The sequence below is a fragment of the Nitrosophilus alvini genome (assembly GCF_015100395.1).
GTDB classification, from domain to species: domain Bacteria; phylum Campylobacterota; class Campylobacteria; order Campylobacterales; family Nitratiruptoraceae; genus Nitrosophilus; species Nitrosophilus alvini.
In genome coordinates this window covers 1,462,402-1,479,068 of sequence record NZ_AP022847.1, presented here as the reverse complement: position 1 = coordinate 1,479,068, position 16,667 = coordinate 1,462,402, and the positions used below count along the sequence as shown (strand labels likewise).

Annotated in this window: 18 protein-coding genes; 15 read left to right on the top strand and 3 right to left on the bottom strand. The window is 38.3% G+C overall.

What is annotated here, in order from left to right:
• The first annotated feature begins 33 nt into the window (after nt 1-33).
• The 6 genes from EPR_RS07530 to EPR_RS07505 all read left to right on the top strand — a co-directional run bounded on the left by EPR_RS07530 (nt 34) and on the right by EPR_RS07505 (nt 5,756).
• Nucleotides 34-378 carry a hypothetical protein gene (locus EPR_RS07530; RefSeq protein ID WP_200762616.1) on the top strand — a complete coding sequence of 115 codons (345 nt, stop codon included), beginning with the start codon at nt 34-36 and terminating at the stop codon, nt 376-378.
• Nucleotides 378-752, top strand: a complete 375-nt coding sequence (locus EPR_RS07525) for a hypothetical protein (protein ID WP_200762615.1) — start codon at nt 378-380, stop codon at nt 750-752. Before EPR_RS07530 ends, EPR_RS07525 begins: the two co-directional genes overlap by 1 nt.
• 77 nt (nt 753-829) lie before the next feature.
• Nucleotides 830-3,490 (top strand): beta strand repeat-containing protein, encoded by a 2,661-nt coding sequence (locus EPR_RS07520; protein ID WP_200762614.1) that lies wholly within the window; start codon nt 830-832, stop codon nt 3,488-3,490.
• Nucleotides 3,491-3,591: 101 nt separating this feature from the next.
• Nucleotides 3,592-3,876 carry a hypothetical protein gene (locus EPR_RS07515; protein WP_200762613.1) on the top strand — a complete coding sequence of 95 codons (285 nt, stop codon included), beginning with the start codon at nt 3,592-3,594 and terminating at the stop codon, nt 3,874-3,876.
• A 23-nt stretch (nt 3,877-3,899) separates the two neighbouring features.
• Complete coding sequence (locus EPR_RS07510) at nt 3,900-4,622, top strand: C39 family peptidase (protein ID WP_200762612.1); 723 nt, start codon at nt 3,900-3,902, stop codon at nt 4,620-4,622.
• 78 nt (nt 4,623-4,700) lie between these two features.
• Nucleotides 4,701-5,756 (top strand): transporter, encoded by a 1,056-nt coding sequence (locus EPR_RS07505; RefSeq protein ID WP_200762611.1) that lies wholly within the window; start codon nt 4,701-4,703, stop codon nt 5,754-5,756.
• 20 nt (nt 5,757-5,776) lie between these two features.
• Here EPR_RS07505 and EPR_RS07500 read toward each other — a convergent pair whose 3' ends face one another.
• Both EPR_RS07500 and EPR_RS07495 read right to left on the bottom strand, forming a co-directional pair.
• The gene (locus EPR_RS07500; RefSeq protein ID WP_200762610.1) at nt 5,777-6,724 is read right to left on the bottom strand and encodes an aminodeoxychorismate synthase component I; all 948 of its coding nucleotides are present in this window, start codon (nt 6,722-6,724) and stop codon (nt 5,777-5,779) included.
• Nucleotides 6,717-7,595: an aspartate carbamoyltransferase catalytic subunit gene (locus tag EPR_RS07495; RefSeq protein ID WP_200762609.1), complete on the bottom strand. Its 879-nt coding sequence runs from the start codon at nt 7,593-7,595 to the stop codon at nt 6,717-6,719. The genes EPR_RS07500 and EPR_RS07495 overlap by 8 nt, the downstream gene beginning before the upstream one ends.
• Before the next feature lie 100 nt (nt 7,596-7,695).
• Here EPR_RS07495 and EPR_RS07490 point away from each other — a divergent pair, with 100 nt between their 5' ends.
• Entirely contained in the window at nt 7,696-8,187 is a 492-nt protein-coding gene (locus EPR_RS07490; RefSeq protein WP_200762608.1) for a glycine zipper 2TM domain-containing protein, read from the top strand.
• Here EPR_RS07490 and bioD read toward each other — a convergent pair whose 3' ends face one another.
• The gene (gene bioD / locus EPR_RS07485) at nt 8,188-8,835 is read right to left on the bottom strand and encodes a dethiobiotin synthase (protein WP_234697115.1); all 648 of its coding nucleotides are present in this window, start codon (nt 8,833-8,835) and stop codon (nt 8,188-8,190) included.
• A 113-nt stretch (nt 8,836-8,948) separates the two neighbouring features.
• Between bioD and EPR_RS07480 the strand changes: the two genes are divergently transcribed.
• The 8 genes from EPR_RS07480 (at nt 8,949) to EPR_RS07445 (ending at nt 16,640) form a co-directional block, all read left to right on the top strand.
• Nucleotides 8,949-9,248 carry an ATP-dependent Clp protease adaptor ClpS gene (locus EPR_RS07480; protein ID WP_200762607.1) on the top strand — a complete coding sequence of 100 codons (300 nt, stop codon included), beginning with the start codon at nt 8,949-8,951 and terminating at the stop codon, nt 9,246-9,248.
• Nucleotides 9,248-11,443 (top strand): ATP-dependent Clp protease ATP-binding subunit ClpA, encoded by a 2,196-nt coding sequence (gene clpA / locus EPR_RS07475; protein ID WP_200762606.1) that lies wholly within the window; start codon nt 9,248-9,250, stop codon nt 11,441-11,443. The genes EPR_RS07480 and clpA overlap by 1 nt, the downstream gene beginning before the upstream one ends.
• A 22-nt stretch (nt 11,444-11,465) precedes the next feature.
• Nucleotides 11,466-12,155, top strand: coding sequence for a leucyl/phenylalanyl-tRNA--protein transferase (gene aat / locus EPR_RS07470; RefSeq protein ID WP_420827476.1), 690 nt, complete (start codon nt 11,466-11,468; stop codon nt 12,153-12,155).
• Between the two features lie 30 nt (nt 12,156-12,185).
• On the top strand, nt 12,186-13,172 hold the full coding sequence (locus tag EPR_RS07465; protein WP_200762605.1) for a transaldolase: 987 nt from the start codon (nt 12,186-12,188) through the stop codon (nt 13,170-13,172).
• 2 nt (nt 13,173-13,174) lie between these two features.
• On the top strand, nt 13,175-14,341 hold the full coding sequence (locus EPR_RS07460; RefSeq protein WP_200762604.1) for a type IV pilus twitching motility protein PilT: 1,167 nt from the start codon (nt 13,175-13,177) through the stop codon (nt 14,339-14,341).
• Nucleotides 14,342-14,399: 58 nt separating this feature from the next.
• Entirely contained in the window at nt 14,400-14,936 is a 537-nt protein-coding gene (locus EPR_RS07455) for a 50S ribosomal protein L25/general stress protein Ctc (protein ID WP_200762603.1), read from the top strand.
• Between the two features lie 2 nt (nt 14,937-14,938).
• Nucleotides 14,939-15,505, top strand: coding sequence for an aminoacyl-tRNA hydrolase (gene pth / locus EPR_RS07450; RefSeq protein ID WP_200762602.1), 567 nt, complete (start codon nt 14,939-14,941; stop codon nt 15,503-15,505).
• Between the two features lie 85 nt (nt 15,506-15,590).
• Entirely contained in the window at nt 15,591-16,640 is a 1,050-nt protein-coding gene (locus EPR_RS07445) for an LptF/LptG family permease (RefSeq protein ID WP_200762601.1), read from the top strand.
• The last annotated feature ends 27 nt before the right edge of the window (nt 16,641-16,667 follow it).

Sequence of the window (16,667 nt, the reverse complement as noted above, 5' to 3'; positions counted from 1 at the left end):
GATCACCCCTCTATCATAAAAAGGGAGAAAAGAATGAAAAAGTTATTCATCGCAATTTTCGCAATAGCTCTGCTTCTTTCAGCAGCAGATGCAAAATCTAAAAAGAGCTTTACTATCTCGTTCGGAGATGGTGGAATGGGTAAATATGAGATAGTTGACAATAGTTGCTATGTCTATACGCTAAATCCCAAAAGCTTAAAAGATGCGCCCAAAACTTTAAACAGCGCTTTGACTGCATCGCTGGTAAATGTAAAGAAGCAGTATGCGAAAAAAGCCGATGGATTTGTAAACATCAAAGTCCATCTAACACCATATAAAAATGCCATCATATATCAGGTATGCGGCGATGTGGTTAAGACCTCTAAAAGGAGGAAATGATGAAAAGGACAATAGCCGGATTGCTAACTGCTTTGATATTAGCACTACCTTCAATGGCTGCCGATATTCAAAGGGTCAGCGATAGTGAGCTTGAAGAGATTTCTGCTCAGGGATTCAGTATAAATTTTCAGACGATGGATAGTGTAATAAACTCCGGAAATACATTTAATATAACGACACATCTGCCATCTACGCTTAATATGGTAGATTCGCTAATGATAAGTGGTGCATCGCAACAAAACGCTTTTGTTCCCGTAAATGCAGTGAATTCGGCAGTTAATGTCCCTATCAATATAGTTATTGTCATGGATTCAATGATAAGCGGCGGAATAAACATAAGCAATGTGCTAGACGCCACAACCAATCTCCCGTAAGCGAAGAAGGAGTAATCTCCTTCTTGCTTATGTAAGTAGATCCGGCAGGTTTATGTCTCCCCGAATAGGAGGAAAATATGAAAGGTAGAAAATGGATGGTATCGGCGCTACTTGCAGCAATGACATGTTCTGCTCCGCTATATGCCGAAGTGAATGCACTTTCCGATAGTGATCTTGGAGAAATAAGTGCGCAAGGTTTGCAGACTGTAACAAATCCTACAGATATATCTGACCAGCAAAACAATAATGACAGTGTCCAGTTAAACGGCGAAACACAATCTGTTTCGAGTTCTATTGAGATTGTAAACAGTTCTGCATCTGCATTAAACGTACACCAAAACAGTGCAAGTGCTGATAACAGTTCAGATATAGCACTGTACCAGTCAAATGATCAATTCGCCGAAAACAGTACATATTCAAATCAATCTATATCCAACGATGCTGATGCGACTGATCAAAACAATAATAACCGTTCTGTCCAGATAAACAGTGATGCTCAGTCAAATACATCTGCATTTATCATATCAAATGCTGCCGGTTCAGCTGAAAATATAGGACAGAATGTATTGAGTGCAGATAATCTGGAGAGTGTCAATACTATCACTCAGGAAAATATACAGCATGCATTTAACGGCGAAATGGATTTTGAAGTATTGACACAAAACATATACAGCAGCGATACATCAAATCAGAATAACAATGTATCTTCAGTCCAGTTAAATGAGAACGCTCAGATTGATGTAAGCGGAGCAGTTGTAACAAACAGTGCGAACTCTGCCGAGAATATCGGACAAAATATCGTAAGTGTTTCAGGCACAGATTCGTTTAATACTATAGCCTCTTCAAATGAGCAGAGTGCTACAAACTACACGAGAGACTATACAGAGCAAAATATTGGAAGTTTTAGTAGCGATTATCAGAAAAACAACATAAACTCCGTACAGCTTAACGATAATGCACAAAACTCCGTAGAGGCTCTTGTTTTAAGCAACAGTGCGGCTTCAGCCTCAAATATAGCGCAAAACTTTGGGAGTAGTGTAGCAGCTTCCGGATTCAATGATATAACGCAGAGCAACACTCAGAATGCGTATAATGGAACAGGTTGGGAAAATTGGTCCTTTCAAAATATAAACAATAACGATCTTTCTTCATCTACGACCTCTCTTTTTTATCAGGACAATCTAAATGCTGCAGTTCAGCTTAATGACTATACAACTGCACAAAATGATGTGAAAGCTTTTGCTCTTGCAAATACGGCGCATTCCGCATCGAATATTGCACAAAACGTTGCCGGTGCAGAAAATGTGAGCGATGGCAACTCCTTTGACCAACTAAATATTCAGAGTGCGGATAACTGGGGTTGGAATGTGCAGGCGATATCGAATGAGGGTGCCGCAGTTGCAAACAGTGCTCAGGATAATATAAACGGATCAGTTGAAATTCTGGAAGGGCAGAACAGATTTGAAGGAATGGCTTTGGCCAATACGGTCATGTCTGCATCCAATATAGCACAGAATTTTGCCTCAGGTAAAAACTGGGACGGAGTCAATATAGGTATGCAGGAAAACAGCCAGGATGCAAGTTCTGCTGTTTATAGCGAGCAGTACATAGGAAATAACTCTCTAGGTTCGCAGGATACATGGGGACAGTATAATGACAACGGTTCCGTTCAGGCAACAGGCGGACAAAATGAGATAAACGCTTTGAGTGTCAGCAATGCTGCAGGTTCTGCTCAGAATATTGCACAAAATGTGGCATACTATGAAAGTTTTTCAAATGTCAGCAGTATCGAGCAGCTAAACAGGCAGAGTGCTTTGTCTGATACCTATGCGTATCAGGATATTTCAAATGTTGCGCAAAACAACGACAATAACGGTTATCAACAGAACAACAATGCCGCTGTACAGATTCTTGGTACTCAAAATAATGAAAACGTTGCAAGTTTTGCCAACAGTGCTATGAGTGCTGTCAATATCGGACAAAATATCCTTGTTATCAGTGATACTCAGGGAACCGATAACGCAGACCAGTTAAACATACAAGATACTACAGCCTATGCTTATGCCGAACAGATAGTTACAAACGACGGTGTCCTTGGTTCTTCATGGGCCGTTTCGCAAAATAACAACAACGGAGCAGTTCAACTGACTAATGCACAGAACGATTTTGATGGGTTTGCTCTTTCAAACAGTGTTATGTCTGCTGTAAACATAGGTCAGAATATTGCGGATATAAACAATCCACTTGGTCTTAGTACTCTGCAGCAGGATAATATCCAGACTGCATATAATGAGGCGACGTTCAGTCAGAGTGTAATCAACGACTTTGCAGTTTCGCAAAATAATAACAACGGCGGAACTCAATTGAACGATTCTCAGAACAACGTTTCTTCTTTAGTTGTGCTTAATAGCGTAGGTGCGGCAGTAAGTAGTGATATAAGCGTTTCCAACGTCGTAGGCAGTGTACCACTCGGCACTGTTCTCGAACAGATCACCGATGTTTATACTGAAAATAGTCTCGAAAGTGATCAGGTGATTGAAAATTATGTAGATATAGATGGACAGAACAACAATAACAGTTCAGTTCAGCTAAATGACAGTCAGGTTGCTTCAACTGCTATAGATTTGAGCAATACTGCTGCAGCAGCTCACAACTATGGAAACAATATCGCAAATCTTACAGGTGCCAGTGGTTGGACCGTCAATCAGATCGCTTCTCAAACCGCTATCAATAGATAGTTTATATTTGAAGCAGGGTTTCCTGCTTCAAATTTTTGCAATTTTTCTGCAATCTACTACGTAATAATTAATATATGAAAACAAAATGTTAAAGGATTAATATGGCGGAAGCGAAAAAAGAGAATTTTGTTTTATCTTTCGGAGATGGTGGGATAAGAGAGTATAAAGTGGTTGACAATGTGAGTTATGTTTTTACACTTACTCCAAAAGATATAAAAGAGGTTCCTGATCTGTTTAACAACGTACTTAGTAACGCACTTGTTAAAGTAAAAAACAGTTACAGAGACAAAGCAGACGGATTTGTAAATATAAAAGTTCAGTGGAGTGCATTTAAAGATAGCATAATTTTTCAGATTTTCGGCGATATTATAGAAAAAACAGAATAACAATAAAAGAAAAGGGGTATATCATGAAAAAGTTTGCCGATATAAAAAAAGTCGCAGTGGCCGGACTGATACTCCTCTTTTCTTCATCTGTTATAGCCGAAGAAAGCAGACCAAATAGTGTGCCTATCTATATCAGCGGTAAATTCGGTACTATCGTCGTACGTCCGAAGGTAAAATCAGCTACGGAACTCAAAACTAAAAATATAGTAAAACAGAAACACGATTTTAGCTGCGGATCTGCTGCCGTTGCTACGCTTTTTAAATATTATCTGAACGATCCTGTAACGGAAGAGCAGGTAATAAAAGGACTTTTCCATTTCGGTAACAAAAAAAAGATAATAGAAAACAGGGGTTTTTCTCTTCTTGATATCAAAAAACTTGCAAATGCTTTAGGATATAAAGTAGGAGGATATAAAACCGATGTCGAGGGTCTGGTCACATTGGGAAAACCGGCAATTGTAACAATTGTTATAGGAAATTACAAACACTTTGTTGTTTTCAGAGGTGTACATAAAAACAGGGTTTTTCTGGCAGATCCGGCTTTGGGCAATACTATAGTTTCTGTTAAAAAATTTGAAAAGATGTGGTATAAAAATATCGCTCTTATTATCGAGCCAAAAGGGAACAGAAAACTTGATAAACTCGCGATAAGTGATGAAGATCTGGTGTGGGTTAGATCAGATGCTATTAGAAACTCTCTTTTTCTTCAGCAAATTCAGTCATTTAAAAGTAACACAGAGTTTTAAAATTATCCAATAACAATATTTTTTAAGTTTATGGCTGATATAATTGATTTCTATAAAGTCCTAATAACAGGAGCCTGCATGAAAAAGTATTTAAAGAAAATAGTACTTTTTAGTACTATTATTGCATTTGGAACTTCACTGTCTGCCGCTACTCAGAATGAAGATCTCGAAAAAGCTATAAAGAAAGAGTCTCAGCCAAAAGCGGTACTGACACAGTTTGAGAGAGACTATGTTCTACTCAAAAAGGGACAAAAAGAGTTTGAAAACGCATTCTCTTTTTCCTATTCATCGGCAAAACAGATATATCTTGAAAGTTTTGCGATTCTCGACCCGGTATTTTTGACACTTGGGCAATTTGGTATAGAAAATATCAAAAGACACACATTTAGTGATACTATCTCTTTTAGATACGGTCTTCGTGACAATATCCAGGCAGAAATAGGGGTACCTATTCTCTACAGATATGACAGATATTCAAAAGTGGGAACAGGCGAAGGAGAGGGTGATAGCCATTCCGAAGCCGGAGGTATAGGTGATGTGAGCGTGTCTTTGAGCTATCAGCCGATAAGAGAGACCGATACAACTCCTGCTATGATTACAAATCTTAGTTTCAAATTCAAAAATGGAAAAAGTCCTTTCGACATAGATCAGTATAGTGACGATCTGCCGCTGGGAAGTGGCTACTATTCGGTAAAAGCGGGTATCAATCTTGTAAAAACTATAGATCCCGTTGTAGTTTTCGGAGGGATCTCCTATTCGTATAACATAGAAGAGGATGTAAATTATGTGGTATTGGATGAAAATGGATCCATTGTTAGTGGTTTGTCTAAAATAGATCCGGGCGATACGATAAGTATAAATATCGGTCTTGGATATGCAGTTTCGTATAACTTTTCTCTCGGTTTTCAGTTTGTTGATGACTATACACTTTCTACAGAGGTGTGGAAATATGATGGTTCTTCTACGGCACAAAAAGTTACCGTTGCAAACTCCACTCTTAACTCGGCTCAATTCAAGCTTACTGCAGGATGGGCGATTTCTGATAAAAAATCGATAAACTTTGGACTGGGAATGGGGCTTACTTCAGACTCACCGGATTATGTGTTTGAAGTGCGTTTCCCTATACGGTTTTAGACAGAGCCGGCTTTGCCGGCTTAAACAGGAATATAGACCTTTTCAATCATCTCCTTGTATTCATCCTCCACACTGCTCTGTATCGTGATTCCTCCACCGCTTTTATAGACAAGACCTGAATGAGATTTTTCGATATATCTTATGATGACCGCGCTATCCAGATTTTTTCCGTCAAATATACCGAATATTCCGGTAAAGAAACCTCTATCGTAGTTTTCGACTCTTTTTATTATCTCTACACTCTTTTTTTTCGGAGTTCCGCTGATACTTCCCGCAGGCAAGAGTTTCAGAAGTATCTCTCCCAGATTTTCTCTCCAGTTTTTGGGTAGTTTTCCCTCAATTTCAGAGCTTACCTGAAGAAGTTTTTTCCCTCCCGCTTCTATCTTGTCTATATATCTGAACCTCTTTACTCTGATTTTTCTTGCTACCATTCCAAGATCGTTTCTTAAAAGATCGACTACCATTACATGTTCCGCCATCTCTTTTTCGTTGGATAAAATCAAGTTTGCGGCATTCGGCAGTGATGCGTCTATGGTTCCTTTCATAGGATATGTTTTTATAATATTCTCTTCTATTTTTATAAACCTCTCAGGCGAGAAGCAGACAAACTGATCTTTAAAAAAGAGTTTGAATTTTGCTTTTGAACAGAAAAAAATATCCTTCAAAGAGAGGTCTGTTTCGATTTTTGTAGGAAATGTGAGATTTAGCAGATAGGTATTTCCTTTTTTGATCTCTTCTTGAACTTCAAAAAAAGCTTTTTTGTACTTTTTGAATGAAACAGGAAATTTTCGCTTTATCAGGGCTTTTTTGCAACTTTTTTCCTCTTGTTTGTAGTTTTTGTACTCTTCTATCTGAAAATAGATATTTTCAAGATTTTCAAGATTTTGTACAAAAATGTTTTTTGTATCAAAATCTATAACAAAAAGAAAGGGGATGCCGTTTTTGGCGAGAAAACTTATCTTATCCATTTTGCACGATGAGTTTTTTCAAAACAGCCATTCTGACAGCTACGCCATTTTTGACCTGTTCCAAAACTTTGCATCTGGGATCTTTAAGCATCTCATCGTCTATATCGATATTTCTATGAACAGGTCCGGGATGAAGCAGGATGATATCTCTGTTACCAATAAGTTTTTTTGTTATACAAAAATCGCTTGCATAATCTTTCAAAGATGCGTATATAGGATGCAGGTGCCTTTCTGTCTGGGTTCTAAGGCTCATAATAACGTCGACATCGTCGATAACGTCTCTTATATTGTGGGTATATTGCATGTTTCGTTTTGGAAGAAAGTGAGGAGGTGCAACAAGGATGACTTCCATACCGTATCTGGTTAGAAGTTCTATATTACTGTTTGCAACCCTGGAGTTCTTGATATCTCCTACAATGGCTATCTTTTTTCCTTTTACATCTTTTATATATCTTCTTATAGTAAAAAGATCCAGAAGAGCCTGTGTGGGATGTGCATGTGCGCCGTCACCGCCGTTAATCAAAGAACAGTTGATATGATTTGACAAAATTTTGGGAACTCCGGCATGCATATGTCTTACAATGATTGCATTGGGACCCATGGCATCTAGATTTGCAGCTGTATCGTAAAGTGTTTCGCCTTTTTTTGTCGAACTTTTGGATACGTCGAGGCTTACCACTTCGGCTCCGAGTCTTTTTGCAGCCACTTCAAAAGAGCTTCTTGTTCTGGTTGAACTTTCAAAGAATATTGTGATTATCAGTTTATCTCTGAGAAGATTTTTAGGGCTCTCTTCCAAAAAGCTTTCCGCATTATCGAAGATATCTTCTATCTGTTCTATAGTGAGGTCTGAAGTCTCTATCAAATGTCTCACTTATTGCTCCACAATTTTTTTACAATTGTATACTAAAATAGGTGAAAGTAAGATTAGTGTAACAATAGATGGTATAATAAAATAAAAAAGGAGGAAAGAGATGAAAAAACTGATAGTCGGTTCTATATTCCTTGTTTCTGCACTTTTTGGGGAGACATTTACATATACTGAATATCTTCCTGTTACAAAAAGCGAGCCAAACTATAGAATAGTCACAAAAAGGGTTCCGTATCAGGAGTGTTGGGATGAACAGGTTCCTGTATCGAGTTCAAGTAGTGACGGGACACTTGGTGCTGTTATCGGAGGAGCTGCAGGCGGAATATTGGGCCATCAGGTGGGTGAAGGGTCAGGCAAAACCGCAGCAACTATCGGCGGAGCAGTTATAGGTACTCTTGTAGGCAAAAGTCTCGCGGAAAAACAGCAACCTGCACCTGGATATCAGATTGTGAAAAGATGCAGAACAAAATATCAAGAGACTCAGGAAAGAATTTTGGAATATAAAAATTATGCAAATTTTAACGGTCATCAAATAATCAAATTCAGCAATCAGCCTCTAAAACAGATACCCGTAACGGTTACGGTAACATATTGATTATTCCTTATTTGCAGCCAGTGCGGCTGCAATATTTTCAATGTGAGCGGGAAAGATAAAAAACTTTTTGAAATACTCTTTGTAAAAAGGGTGTGTGGTTTCAAAGAACGTCTCTTTTTCTTCGTATAGATTTACGCACCATTCATACTCTATGCCTCTGCTTTCAAGAATATTCTGAGAGAGCAGGGTTGCATTTATGCAACCGAGTCGGCTTGGAGTTACCAAAAAGGCCTTTGCATCAAAAATATCTATCAAATCAATCATAAAAATATTTTGTTCAACCGGGACCAAAAGCCCTCCGGCCCCTTCTATAAGCAAAACATCGCAAAATTTTTCCAGCTTTTTTATCTTTGATTTTAAAAATCCGATATCGATGGTACAGTTTTTGGCAACATACGGAGCTGCCGGGAGAGTGAAACTGTATGGAACAATGTCATCAAGGGAGAGTTTTTCAAACTCTTTATTTATCTCTTTTGACTTTTCAAAAAGTTTAATACCGTCCTGGGGCAGGTTTTCCACACCTGTCTCTATAGGTTTGAATGCCCCTGCCTTTAAACCCATGGAGGAGAAAGCTTCAAGCAGTTTTAGTGTGGTGTATGTTTTACCAACTCCCGTATCGGTTGCTGTAACAAAAATTTTTATGCACATAATAGCCCTTAAAAAGATAGTGTAATAGTTGTATAATATATAAAATTATACTGAATCTTGACATACTTGACATATATGGTATTATAGTTTATATATATAGATAAGGTATAGAGTTGGCTGTCAAAAGAGAGATTAAAGAGAAATCAGAAGTTCAAGTAAAAGAACCGAAACTCTTTAAAGTGTTTTTACTTAACGACGACTATACCACTATGGATTTCGTCGTAGAAATATTATGCGATATTTTCCATAAAAGCTATGAAGAGGCGATAGAAATTATGCTGATTGTTCACAAAAACGGCAAAGGACTATGCGGAATATATACTTACGAAATAGCTGAGACGAAGATAGACGAAGTCCATAGAAGAGCCAAGGTGAATGAATTTCCCTTGAGAGCCGTAATGGAGGAAATATAATGATAAGCAACGAATTGAATACAATTTTCAAAGAGGCGGTAAAACTAGCCAAAAGAAACAGACACGAATATTTGACTGTCGAACATATTTTTCTTGCACTTCTTTCGAATCAGGAGGGCAAAAGAATATTGATACAGGCCGGTGCCGATATTGATCTGCTCAGACAAAAACTGCAGCAGCATCTGGCAAATACCCTAAAACCTCTGCCTGAAAATATGATAAGAGAGCCATTTGAGACAGTAGCGCTCTCCAGAGTTATAGAAAATATGATAAGACATATACAAAATGCCGATAAAAAAGAGGCGGGAGTAGGTGATCTGCTCGCTGCACTTTTTGATGAAGAGCACTCATACAGTGTCTATCTTTTGAAAGAGCAGGGTATTACCAGACTTGATATTCTCGAAGCGATATCCCATCCTGATACTGATATAGTCTCTCAGGAAGAGGATGAGGAAGAGAAACAGACATATCTATCAAAATATACAGTCAACCTTGTCAATGAAGCCAAAAAAGGAAAAATCGATCCTGTTATCGGCAGAGACAAAGAGATAGAAAGGGTAATGCAGATTCTTTGCAGAAGAAAGAAGAATAATCCTATCCTGGTAGGAGAACCCGGAGTCGGAAAGACTGCCGTTGCAGAAGGTATAGCTATAAAAATTGCCGAAGGCGAAATACCCGATGTTTTGAAAGGTGCAGTTTTGTATGCGCTTGACCTTGGTTCTTTGCTTGCGGGAACAAAATACAGAGGTGATTTTGAAAAAAGGCTCAAGGGCGTTATCGAAGAACTGAAAGCAAAACCGAATGCCATTATGTTTATAGACGAAATTCATACACTTGTAGGTGCAGGTGCAACACAGGGCGGCAGTATGGATGCTTCAAATCTTTTAAAGCCTGCTCTCGCATCGGGGGCTATCAAGTGTATAGGTGCGACTACCTACAGTGAATTTAGAAACTTTTTGGAAAAAGATAGGGCTTTGAGCCGTAGATTTGCCAAAGTAGATATCAAAGAGCCCGATCTTGAGACCACATTCAAGATTTTAAGAGGACTGAAGTCAAAATATGAAAGTCATCACAAAGTAAGATACACCAACAGTGCATTGAAAAGTGCAATAGACCTCTCCGACAGATACATAAATGACAGGCAGCTTCCGGATAAAGCGATAGATATTATCGATGAGGTTGGTGCATCATTTCATCTTGCGAAAAAGAGAAGGTCTTTGGTAACTGTAAATGACATAGAACATGTAATTTCCAATATGCTCAACCTTCCTCCTGCAAAAGTTACACATGACGATGTTGCTGTTCTTGAAAAACTGGAGGAGACGCTAAAAGCAAGAGTGCTAGGGCAGGATGAGGCTGTAGAGCAGATTTCGATGGCAATTAAGCGTTCGCGTGCAGGACTCAATCCGCCGGATAAGCCTATCGGATCTTTCCTTTTCGTAGGTCCTACTGGAGTAGGAAAAACAGCTCTTGCCAAAGAGCTTGCGGCTGCTCTTGGCGTACATTTTGAGAGATTTGATATGAGCGAATATATGGAAAAACATGCGGTAAGCAGACTTATAGGTGCACCTCCGGGATATGTTGGATATGAAGAGGGAGGACTTTTGACGGAGACTATAAGGAAGCATCCTCATACAGTGCTGCTTCTTGACGAGATAGAAAAAGCGCATCCGGACCTGGTAAATATACTGCTTCAGGTTATGGATAATGCCACGTTGACCGACAACTATGGAAATGTTGCCGATTTCAAGCACGTTATCATCATCATGACATCAAATGTGGGAGCAACTGAAGCAAATGTTATGGGGTTCAAGCAAGAGAGCGTATCAAAATTTGATGAAGCTTTGAAAAACTATTTTACACCAGAGTTTAGAAACAGACTAGATGCTGTGATAAGATTCAGAGCTCTGACCATGAACATAATGGAGAAAATAGTAGACAAGTTTATAGACGAACTTAATGATCTTTTAAAATCAAAAAATATAAAAGTTACATTGACAAAAGAGGCAAGAAAATATCTGGCCGAAAAAGGCTATAGCGAAGAATTGGGTGCAAGGCCTCTTGGCAGAGTTATCAGCGAAGAGATAAAAACACCGCTAACAAACGAGATACTTTTCGGAAAACTCAAAAAAGGAGGGCGTGTTACAGTCAGGTATACCAAAAAAAGCGGCCTCGGCTTTGATATAAGAGAGTGAGGTTCTTTTGAGCAGAGAGATACTGATACCAAAGCTCAGTCGCTACGACTATATTTTCCCTGATCCTAGATATGCCTGCGATGAAGGACTTGTTGCTTTTGGCGGAGATTTGAGTGAAAATCGTCTTTTGGCTGCATATAAACACGGCATATTTCCCTGGTATAGTGAAGGAGACCCCATTCTCTGGTGGTCTCCCAATCCGAGACTTGTACTCTATCCTAATGATCTGAAAATTTCCAAATCGCTAAAAAAGAGACTTAAAAAAAATATTTTTGAAATCAGAGTCGACACAAATTTTAAAGAGGTTATTGAAAACTGCGGCAAAATAAAAAGAAAAGATCAAAGCGGCAGCTGGATACTTCCGGAAGTGGTTGATGCCTACTGCAAGCTTTTTGATATGGGATTTGCCCACTCTGTTGAAATATATTTTGAAGACAGACTTGTGGGAGGTCTTTACGGTGTCAGTATGGGAGCTGCATTTTTTGGAGAGTCGATGTTTTCAAAAATGAGTGATGCATCCAAAACAGCTCTTGTACATCTTTGTCTTCTTGCAAAAAAATGGAAATTTGATTTTATCGACTGTCAGATTCCAAGCGATCATCTAAAACGTATGGGAGCAGTTGAAATAAGCCGCGACAGGTTTTTGGATGAGCTTGAAATAGCCCTTAATAAGCCTGGCAAGATAGGTAACTGGAACGATATGATAAAATAACTCTTTAATTATTTTAATTAAGGGGTATTAATGTATCTAAAAGATATAAAATTTTCATTGTGGGCCGATTTTATTGAAAGAGATTTTCTGGATAATAAATTTGAAGAGCTTATAGAGAAAAATATAATAAACGGAGCTACAAGCAATCCTGCAATTTTCAAGAATGCAATTCTCACTTCCAGGGCATACAAAAAACAGATAGAGTCACTATCGGGGAAAAAACCAAAAGAGATATACGAAGCTGTCGCAATCTACGATATACAAAAAGCTGCAGACAAACTGGCAGGTCTTTATGAGAGAAAAGATGACGGATTTGTAAGTTTAGAGGTTGACCCTTTTTTATGTGATGATGCCAAAGCAACTGTCGAAGAAGCAAAAAGGTTGTATGATGAGATAGACAGACCCAATGTTATGATAAAAGTGCCTGTGACTAAAGCTGGATGTGAAGCTATAGAAGAGCTTATAAGTGAGGGTATAAATATAAATGCAACACTCATTTTTTCCAAAAATCAGGCCAAAGAGTGTCTTGATGCGATAGAAAGAGGACTTCGCAGATGCGAAAAAGAGACTCCATCTTCCGTTTTAAGCATATTTGTAAGCAGATTTGACAGAAAACTTGATCCTGTTTTGAAAGAAAAAGGGCTTGAACCGGGACGAGTAGGCATTATGAATGCAGCGAATATATATAATGATATAACCGACAGGGCTCTTCCGGATGTAAGAGCCCTTTTCGCAAGTACAGGGGTAAAAGATAAAAGCTATCCTCCGGAGTATTACATAAGCGAACTTCTCGCACCCATGAGTATAAATACCGCTCCTGTTGAGACGATAGAATATTTTTTAGATTCGGGGAAAAAAGAAGCAAAACTTCCGATTGAACGTGAAAAAATCGAAGAGTTTTTCGAAAACCTGAAAAGAAACGGAATCGATGTGGAAAAAGTAAGCCAAGAGCTTATGGATGAAGGACTTGAAGCTTTTAAAGTAGCATTCAAAGAGATACTGGCTGAATTGGAGTAGATATGTATGAGATAGATGTCAGCAAACTCACTTTCGAGGTAACAAAAAAAATAAGAGGCTATCTTCAAAAGTTGTTGCAGGTAGGGGGAAGCGACCTTCATGTAAAAGCAAATTCTTTGATCAGAGCGAGAGTTAACGGAGATATTATTCCCTTTTCGGGAGAAATCATATCAAAAGAAGACGCTCTAACTCTTGCCAAAGAACTTCTTAGAACGAGATTTCATGAACTTGTCGAAAAAAAAGATGTGGACCTGGTATATGTATTTGATGAAAATACAAGATTTCGTGTCAATCTCTTTTTTCAGATGGACGGGGTTTCTGCGGTGTTCAGAACAATTCCTGTAGAGATAAAAGGGATAAGAGAGTTGCAATTGCCCGATGCAATTTATAATTTTGCAAAAATCCCAAGAGGCATGGTTCTGGTTACCGGGGTTACAGGAAGCGGTAAGTCAACAACGCTTGCAGCTTTGATAGATGAGATAAACAATACACGAAAAGAGCATATTATCACTATTGAAGACCCTATAGAATTTGTTCATAAAGACAAAAAATGCATTATAAACCAAAGAAGCATAGGGCAGGATACCCTGAGTTTTTCAAGAGCTCTAAGAGCTGCTCTGCGGGAAGACCCCGATATCATACTTGTAGGAGAGATGAGAGACCTTGAAACTATAGAGATGGCGCTTCATGCGGCAGAAACAGGGCATCTGGTCTTTTCAACACTGCATACTCTCGATGTAAAAGAGACCGTTAATAGAATTATAAGTATGTTTCCTCCCGGAGAACAAAACAGAATAAGAATCATTCTTGCTTCCGTTCTTCAAGGTGTTGTGTCGCAAAGGCTTGTCAAGAAAAAAGAGGGAGGAAGAATAGCGGCAGTGGAAATAATGTTCAAAACAAAAAGAATAGAGACGCTTATAGAGAATGGACGTGAAATGGAAATCGCAGATGCTATAGAAGAGGGTGCTATATACGGAATGCAAACATTCGATCAGGCACTGCTCAAACTTTATCAAAAAGGTCTAATAGATCATGAAGAGGCTCTAAGCAATGCAACGTCAAAAGCAGATATGAAACTTAAAATCGATGGCTTTACAAACGAGACCAAAGCGGGACAGGCAGGAGCGGGATCTGCAAAAGATGACGATGTATTTGATTTAAAAATTTAACTTTTTTTAATTGTTTTTTGGGTATTATCGCAGTTCAATTTAAAACAAAGGACACAAAATGCTAGAAGGTGTAATTAGAGAGAGTATCGGCAAAAAGAGTGCCAAAGCATTACGCCGAGATGGTTATCTAATTGCCAACATTTACGGAAAAGGCCTTGAAAATATTCATGCCGCTTTCAAAAAAGGCGAATTTATAAGAGCTGTAAAAAGCAAAGAAAACTTGGCTTTTCCGGTAAAAGTGGGTGATAAAGAGATAAATGTGGTTGTTCAGGAGTACCAAAAAGACCCTGTAACAAGCGATCTGCTTCATGTGGACCTTATGGTGGCACAACCTGGTGTTGTTACTTACTATATGGTGCCTATTAAAACTGTAGGGACTCCAAAGGGACTTAAAAACAAAGGTGTTTTGGTCATTTCAAAAAGGAGAATCAAAGTAAAAGGTGCCATTGAGAATGTTCCAAACAGCATAACTCTTGATGTAACCGATCTTGACGTGGGTGACGCGATACTTATCAGAGATATAGAGCTTCCTGAAGGCGTTCAGCATATGGTTGCAGACAGAGTAGCGGTAGTAGGCGTTATAAAAGCCAAATAAAAATGTTTCTTATCGTAGGTCTGGGAAATCCAGGTCCCAAATACGAAAAAAACAGACACAATATAGGCTTTATGGTGATAGACTATCTAGTCTCTCACTATAAAGCAACACCGATCAATAAAAGCTCTTTTAAGGGAGAGCTCTACAAAACAGATTCCACCCTTCTGCTAAAACCTATGACTTTTATGAATCTCTCAGGCCAGAGCGTATCTGCAGTGAAAAATTTTTATAAAATTGAAAATTCAAATATTATTGTCTGTCACGACGATATAGACCTTCCGTTCGGAGCCATAAGGATAAAAGTTGGAGGAAGCAGTGGGGGACATAACGGTTTGAAATCTTTGGACTCTTTTATAGGAAATGATTATATAAGAGTTAGGATAGGCGTAGGCAGACCTAAGGAAAAAGCAAAAGTTGTTTCATATGTATTGAGTGATTTTGATTTGGCACAGAGTGAACATCTAGAAGAGATTATCAAAAATGCTGCAGAAGCTGCAGTGGCGTTGACAAAAAAATCTCTGGATGAGGTTCGTTCCAAATATACGAAAAAAGGTGCTATTACAGGCTAAAAACCCTCCGTTATCCCCTTTTAAAGCAATATCTGATAAAATTTTGCGGGCAAGCAACGCTTAACATTATCTTTAAAGAGGCCTGATGATATATTATAGATACCTGGGAAGACTCTATTTAAAATATTTTGCTGTTATTTTTCTGGCTCTGACACTTTTTTTTGTAGGGCTCGATTTTCTGCAATCTTTCAAATCTCTTCCCGACTCTGCTAACCTGCAGGTTCTTTATGTTATGTATAAGGCGTTTTACGGTGCAGATATGCTTTTGCCCATTTCTTTGATTTTTGGTATGATTTCCGCCAAAGTTTATCTTATACGGTCAAATGAACTTGTAGCTTTCTATTCGGTCGGATACGACAGAAAAAGAGTTATAAAGCCTTTTTTTATATCGTCAGTGATATTGCTGTTTTTCTACATTGTTTTGCATGCAACCCCCTTTGCCTACTCTTCCGAATATGCAGACAGTATCAAAAAAAACAGCTATTTTACAGACTCGACGACAAATCTTTTTTTTAAATATTACGACAACTATATCTATTTTGAAAAGCTCTACCCCTTGCAGAAAAGAGCAGAGAATATCAGGATATTCAAAGTTGAAAATGATGTTTTAAAAGAGATAATAAAAGCAAAAGAGGCATTTTTTGACCAAAACCTCTGGAAGATAAGAAACGCAACAGTAGTCAATTATAAAAAAAATCAAGATGGTAGCAATATAGAAGTATCACAAAAAAGTGAGTTGAAACTTCTTGAAGGTTTCAGGCCCAAAATTCTGGATACCATATATGAAGGTAAAACCAGTTTCAGTATTATAGATGCCATAGAGGCCATAATACTTCTAAGCAAACAGAATGTCAATACAGATAAAATAAAAAGTATACTCTATTCTCAGCTTGTATATCCCTTTTTCGCCCCATTTTTGTTAGTAATACTTTTCTATTTTGTACCTATCAGCAGAAGATTTGCAAGCATTACTCTTTTCGGTTTTATGGCGATTCTGACAACACTTATAGTGTGGGGACTTCTGTTTGCATTATCCAAACTCTCTCTTACAGGAGTTTTGCCTCCCGAGCTTGCAGTACTTTTCCCAGTATCACTTTTGGGTGCAGGAGCATTTTATCTCTACAGCCGTTTCTAAAATAGAACGGCATTTTGGAATTTATTC